The 428-nt window shown below is 40.4% G+C and carries 1 pseudogene; it reads left to right on the forward strand.

The window, feature by feature from the left end:
• Window positions 1–428: pseudogene (locus FC46_RS10220) on the forward strand (S-layer protein); the annotation flags it as partial.

Here is a 428-nt window from a genome sequence, read left to right on the forward strand (position 1 = left end):
GTAACATTGAAGTATATGCTGGTTCAGATGCTGGTAAGATGAACGTTGCTCAAGTTGTAGCTGCAACTACTGCTAAGTACCAAGCTTCTAACTATGCAACTAATGGTAAGTTACAAGAAAGCAGCACTATTAACTACACTAACAACATCAAGGATGCTTTAAAGGCTATGAACATTGATGTTGACGCTCAAGGTTGGTTTGTTGCACCTAAGTCATTCACTTTCAACATGACTGCAACTGCTAACAACAACGATGCTTCAGCTGTATTGCCTGTAACTGTAACTGTTCCAAACGGCAAGGAAGCTACTCCAGCTCAAGAAACTACTAAGAACGTTACTGTAATGCACATCGCTACTATCTACGACAAGAATGGTAAGGCTACTCAAGAACCTGCATTACGTGCTTACAACTCAGTATCAGTAGTTACT

The sequence above is a fragment of the Lactobacillus kalixensis DSM 16043 genome (genome assembly GCF_001434335.1).
Taxonomy (GTDB): Bacteria; Bacillota; Bacilli; order Lactobacillales; family Lactobacillaceae; genus Lactobacillus; species Lactobacillus kalixensis.